Source organism: Dermabacter sp. HMSC08H10, assembly GCF_001807585.1.
Lineage (GTDB): Bacteria > Actinomycetota > Actinomycetes > Actinomycetales > Dermabacteraceae > Dermabacter > Dermabacter hominis.
This window is the reverse complement of the sequence record NZ_KV789413.1, coordinates 63,610-69,919: the sequence shown is the minus strand read 5'-3', so window position 1 is coordinate 69,919 and position 6,310 is coordinate 63,610. Positions and strand designations below refer to the sequence as shown.

The following is a 6,310-nucleotide window of genomic DNA, read 5'->3' as shown; positions in this document are numbered from 1 at the left end:
CGCCCGCGTGGAAAGCTAGCATTCCACGCGGGCGCCCCGCCGAAAATATTGGCAGATGCCAGTCTGCCCGTCCTTACTTGTTCCGGATAACGTATCCGTAGGCGCGCTGGCGACCGTCGTCTTCGGTCACCATGTGAACGCCCTGGAGCTCAGGAGCGAAGCCGGGCAGCTGGTTGATGCCCTCTTCAAGTGCCATGAAGTAGTCGTACTGCGGACCGCCCCAAACCTCACCGGGGACAACCACGACGACGCCCGGGGGGTAGGGAAGAGCGCCCTCGGCCGCGATGCGGCCCTTGCACTCTTCGATCGGGAGGTAGTCGACGTTGCCACGGATGAACTCGACGTTTGCTTCCTGCGGGGTCATTTCGACCTTCGGGAAGTTCTCCTCGCGGAACATGTCCTTCTGGAGCTGAGCAACCGTGCGGTTCTTGTAGAAGTCGTGCATCTCCTGGCAGAGCTGGCGAATCGTGTAACCGCGGTAGCGGTCCTCGTTCGCAGCGTAGATCTCCGGGAGAACTTCCTGAAGCGGAACGTCCTTCTCAACAGCCTCTTCGAAGCGGCGGAGCGCAGCGACGAGGTTCGAGTACTTCTGGATCGTGTCCGCCGGGGTGAGGAGGAACAGGATCGAGTTGAGGTCGCACTTCTCGGGAACGATGCCCTGCGTGCGCAGGTAGTTCGCGAGAATATTCGCCGGGATGCCGAAGTCCTCGTACTCGAAGCCACCGGTCTTGTTGATGAGGCCCGGAGTGGTGAGCAGGAGCTTCATCGGGTCAACGAAGTACTGGCCCTCAACGTAGCTGTCGAAGCCGTGCCACTGCTCGCCCGGGTGGAACTCGAAGAACTTACGGTTCGAAGCGATGGTCTCGGTGTCGTACGACTCCCAAGGCTTGCCGTCGACCTCGGCGGGAACGAACGGCTTGAGCATCTTGAGGTTGCCGAGGATGAGCTTACGAGCCTCAATCGAGTTCTTGAGGGCTTCGTGCCACAGCTTCTCGCCGGCGCCGTTCTCGTGCATCTTGGCGTTGATGTCGAGCGAGGCGAACAGCGGGTAGTAGGGGCTCGTCGAGGCGTGCATCATGTACGAGTTGTTGAACTGATCAAAGTTCACGTACCGATCCTGGCCCTTGATGTGCGAGTCCTTCTTGTGGATCTGCGAGGCCTGCGAGAAGCCAGCCTGCTGCTTGTGCACCGACTGGGTTACGAGGATACCGGGGTCGTTCTCGTCGAGCTCGAGGAGCATCGGCGAGCCTTCCTTCATGATGTCGATCCACTGCTCGTAGCCAACCCATGCGGAGTCGAACAGGATGTAGTCACAGAGGTGACCGATCTTGTCGACGACCTGCCGGGCGTTGTAGATCGTGCCGTCGTAGGTGCCGAGCTGGATGATCGCGAGGCGGAACGGGCGCTCAGCCTTTGCACGCTCGGGGTCAACCTTCTCGAGGCGCTCACGGATGTAGTCCTCTTCGAAGCAGTGCTCGTCGATGCCGCCGATAAGGCCGAACGCGTTACGTGCGGTCTCGAGGTAGACGGGCTTGCCGCCGGCCATGACGAGGGCGCCGTGGATGTTCGACTTGTGGTTGTTGCGGTCGAACAGCACGAGATCGTCGGGGCCAACAACAGCGTTGATGGCAACCTTGTTCGACGACGAGGTGCCGTTGAGGATGAACCAGGTGTTGTCGGCGTTGAAGATGCGAGCAGCAGCTTCAGTGGCCTGGACGGGCGGGCCGTCGTGGATGAGGAGGTCACCCATGGCGACGTCAGCGTTACAAAGGTCGGTGCGGAAGAGCTCTTCGCCGTAGAAGTCGAAGAAGCGACGGCCGGCCGGGTGCTGGCGGAAGAACTGGCCGCCCTGGTGTCCGGGGCAGTCGAACGGCGAGAAGCCGCGGTTGTAGTACTTCGTGAGCGCGCCGAAGAACGGGGGGAGAACCTCGTCCTCGAACTTGTCAGCGGCGGCAGCGATCTGGCGAGCGAAGTAGTCGCCCTGGAGCTCGTCGAGGGCGATAACGCCGTGGAGGCCCTCGAGGTTAGTGGTGTCCTTGGTGCTCTTCACGGCGGCGAAAACGGGAATACCGAAACCGTATTCGTTGATCTCGGCGACCTTACCCGCGTCGATGTCATCCTGGTCGAGGATGATCGCGGAGATGTTCGCGAGGTCGCCGCCCTGGAGTGCGGTCAGTTCGTAGCCGGGAATCGGATGGATCGTTGTGTCAGAGCCGAGAAGAGCGGCGCTGACTCCAATAGTCCTGCGGAGCATTTTCACTTTCCTTGCATTGGAGAAAATCTCGTCGGCACAACTCTGTCCGACACCATGACGCTACACCTTCGAGGTTGTGTTTTTCTAGGGAGTTAAGTCCCTTCGCTTGCTGCCGTAACGGGATGTTTACGTTGAGCGCGTCTGCGATTTGCGTGGGGTCGGGTTTTGTGCACCTCTCTGCAGCCCCGTCCAAGTTCACCCAAATAGTGATCTAGATCCTTTTGTGGATGGGGCGCTCCCAGTGTTGCGGCCTGCGGCTTTGCCTTTGGGGTCCGATGGTGGCATGCGTGACACCGTGACTACGGGCGCAGTGTGGTGTGTGCCTCGTCGGGGGGTGGGCCTTGGCGTTTCAGTGGGGCGACACCCTTAAGTACGGTTGCGACACCTTTGAAACTGCACGGCGAGACTGAAAGTGGGCAGCGCTCGTCGATATTTGTTGCCCGCAATCCTCCTAATTGGGAGTTTTTCTGGATATTTAAAGTTCCACAGCGTATTGGTCTGATTTAGGGGGATAGTGCGCACGCACTTCTTGCTCGGTGAGGGGCGGTATTGAAGGTGGGGGTTGCGGGTTTTGAGGGGCATCGGGCGTTGGGGCGCTGACGGTGGGTGTTGCGGGTGCTGGCGCGGTTGGCTTTGGGGTGGGGTGTCGGTCGGTTCGTTGGTGGTTGCTTGTTTGAAGGTGGTGAAAAGTGGCCGCCTGGAGCTTGGATCCGGGCATCTGGGGCTGTTTTTCACCACTTTCGCGAGAGGGGCGGCTGCCGGGCGGGGGTTGGGGCGGCTGTTTTTTTGGGGGGGCGCATTTAGCGACAGTCAATAAGGTGTCGCCCCGGATGCCTGCTCACCGGGACGTTCGTCCCGATCTGTGCCGCTCACACCGTCACGAAACCACTACATGTTGTGGCCTCCGCGTGTCGCGGCACAATATGTGCCTCTCGCGAGTGAATCTAGGTGGGCAGCCGAAAGCCCCGCACGCGGGGCCCATCGGCACATCGAAGCACACCACCCCATTTGCGATAGGAGCGCACCATGCCCGCACGCCACCACGCCGAGCGCACCCTTGTAGACCCGATTTCGACGATCAATGATTATCTTGGCCGCGCCGATTGGCGCGTGAATGCGAACGCAAACCAGGGCTACAGCGTTGGCGGGCTCGTGCTCAACTCGGCGGGCAAGCTGGTCGCGAACTACTGGCTCGATGAGGTTTTCAGCGCGGAGGCTGGCCAGGCTCACCGCGAGGGCGACCTCTATATCCATGACCTCGACATGCTCACGGGATACTGCGCGGGCTGGTCGCTGCGCACGCTCTTGCAGGAGGGCTTCAATGGCGTGCCGGGCGCGATCGCTTCCGCGCCCCCGAAGCATTTTTCCAGTGCCTGTGGGCAGATCGTGAACTTCCTTGGGACGCTGCAAAATGAGTGGGCGGGTGCGCAAGCGTTCAGCTCATTCGATACCTACATGGCGCCGTTTGTGAGGCTCGATGCGATGAGCTACGAAGAGGTGCGCCAGAACATGCAGGAGCTCATCTATAACCTGAACGTTCCGAGTCGCTGGGGGAGCCAGTGCCCGTTTACGAACTTGACGTTTGATTGGAACTGCCCGGACGACCTCAAGGATCAGTATCCGCTTATCGGCACGGAGGTGTGCGACTTTACGTACGGCGAGCTGCAAGAGGAAATGGACCTGATTAATCGCGCGTACATCGACGTGATGACGGAGGGGGATGCGAATGGCCGCGTGTTCACCTTCCCGATTCCGACTTACAACATCACGCGGGACTTTGATTGGGACTCACCGAACTCAGAGCGTCTTTTCCGGATGACCGCGAAGTACGGTCTGCCGTATTTCCAAAACTTCATCAACTCGGAGCTTGATCCCGGGCAGATCCGCTCGATGTGCTGCCGCCTCCAGCTCGATCTTCGAGAGCTCCTCAAGCGCGGGAACGGTCTTTTTGGAAGTGCTGAACTCACGGGCTCGATTGGTGTGGTCACGATCAATATGGCGCGCCTGGGCTACCTCCACAAGGGTGATGAAGCCGCGCTCATGGATGCCCTCGATCACCTCCTTGAACTGGGCAAAGATACGCTCGAGAGGCGGCGTGCGACGGTGCAGGAGCTCATCGATCGCGGGCTCTACCCGTACACGAAGCGCTACATGGGCCACCTCGGCAACCATTTCTCGACGCTCGGGGTTAATGGCATGAACGAAATGGTGCGGAACTTTACGGGTGATGCCCACAATCTCGTGACGGATGAGGGGCGCGCGATGTGCGTGCGGATTCTCGATCATATTCGCCAGAAAATGGTCGAATTCCAGGAAGAAACCGGGAATCTCTACAACCTTGAGGCGACACCCGCCGAGGGCGCTACCTATCGCCTCGCGAAAGCGGATCGCGAGCGCTATCCCGAGATCATTCAAGCGGGTACCGCCGAAAACCCGTACTACACGAACTCGTCGCAAATTCCCGTGGGTGCGACCGACGATCCATTTGAAGCGTTGGAATGGCAAGACGAGCTGCAGACGAAATACACGGGCGGCACGGTTTTGCACCTGTACATGAATGAACAGATGAGTTCGCCCGAGGCGGCGAAACAACTCGTCAAGCGGGCCCTGACGCGTTTCCACTTGCCGTACCTCACGATCACGCCGACGTTTTCAATCTGTGCGAGCCACGGCTACCTCAAGGGCGAACACCACGTGTGTCCCACGTGCGGCGAAAGCTGCGAGGTGTGGACGCGCGTGATGGGCTATCACCGCCCCGTAAGCTCGTTCAACATTGGCAAAAAGGGGGAGTTCGAAGAGCGAAAGTTCTTCACGGAGGGTGCGGCTGAGCGCCACGGGGAACTTCGCGCGTCCGACGCTCGCTCGGAAACCGTCGTACCTGCATGAATGCGCGTACGTCCCCGCTCACGGCCAAGGATCTGCAGATCGCGGGCCTCGTGCCACTTTCGACCGTGGACTGGCCGGGTCAACTCGCCGCGACCCTGTTCCTACAGGGCTGCCCGTGGCGGTGCAGCTATTGCCACAACCACGCGATCCTCGACCCCCGAACTCCGGGCACGGTCACGTGGGGCGAGGTCGAGGATCTCTTGGCAAGAAGGCGCGGGCTCCTCGATGGTGTCGTGTTTTCCGGGGGAGAGGCGACGCTCCAGCGTGCCATCATCCCTGCGTTTCAAGAGGTGCGGGCGCTCGGGTTTCGCACCGGCCTGCACACGGGAGGTGCCTTTCCGTCCCGGATTCACGACATCGTCTCCTCGGACCCAGGCGGGCCTCTCGTCGATTGGGTCGGATTTGACCTCAAAGCACCGCCCGAAGTGTTTGAGGAAACCGTCGGACTGAGAAGCGCGAATCCGAACGCGAGCCGCGCCTTTGAACGCTCACGCGAGTCGTTCCTCGCACTTGCACGCGCCGGGGTAGAGATTGAGCTGCGCACGACCCTCACCCCGGTGCTCGCCCCGTACGCCCCGCGCATCGTTGAGATCGCCTCGGATCTCTGGCGCGAGGCTGGGGTGGAGAGGGGAGCGCGAACGCTGATTTTTCAGCAGGCGAGGTCCGACGGTACTTCCGACACCTTTGCGCGCACGCTTCCCGAGCGCCCCCGCTGGGATCGAATGTTCGAGGCGGTGCTCGAAAGTGCGCGGACGACCGGCGACGTTGTGGGTGTTCGAGTCGAGGCTCGTGCCTAGCTCAGCATCGCCCCTGTATGAGAGCAAAACCCCGAGCGTAATCACGGCACCTGCCAAGAAAAACGTGGCGGCGGATTTGCCGCCGCCGTCGTGTTCGAAGAGAAGTGTAAGCCTATGGGTGCCGAGGCAGGCAGACGGGCGGCGACTACGGGGCGCCACCGTCACAGTTCCCTAAAAAAGAACAAAACCTGTCCGTGTCCCCTCACCAGTGGTGACAAGTTTCGAGGGGCGGTAGGCTCGCTTGACTTCCTATCATCGTCGCCCCGAACAACTCGCGAGCGAACACTCTCGTGACATTTGACCTGTCAGGAGGCATCCTCGACGCAGAGTGAGACTTCAGTCCTTTGCGAGAGCTGGTCTTGACTAGTGTGCC

3 protein-coding genes are annotated in these 6,310 nt (G+C 60.5%); 2 read left to right on the top strand and 1 reads right to left on the bottom strand.

From position 1 onward, the window contains the following. Window positions 1–73: 73 nt before the first annotated feature. Complete coding sequence (gene speC, locus HMPREF3176_RS00490; protein WP_016663913.1) at window positions 74–2,254, bottom strand: ornithine decarboxylase; 2,181 nt, start codon at window positions 2,252–2,254, stop codon at window positions 74–76. Window positions 2,255–3,280: 1,026 nt separating this feature from the next. Here speC and HMPREF3176_RS00485 point away from each other — a divergent pair. Further along, entirely contained in the window at window positions 3,281–5,140 is a 1,860-nt protein-coding gene (locus HMPREF3176_RS00485; protein WP_070457363.1) for a ribonucleoside triphosphate reductase, read from the top strand. After that, window positions 5,137–5,937, top strand: coding sequence for an anaerobic ribonucleoside-triphosphate reductase activating protein (locus tag HMPREF3176_RS00480; RefSeq protein WP_070457361.1), 801 nt, complete (start codon window positions 5,137–5,139; stop codon window positions 5,935–5,937). The genes HMPREF3176_RS00485 and HMPREF3176_RS00480 overlap by 4 nt, the downstream gene beginning before the upstream one ends. Window positions 5,938–6,310 lie beyond the last annotated feature (373 nt).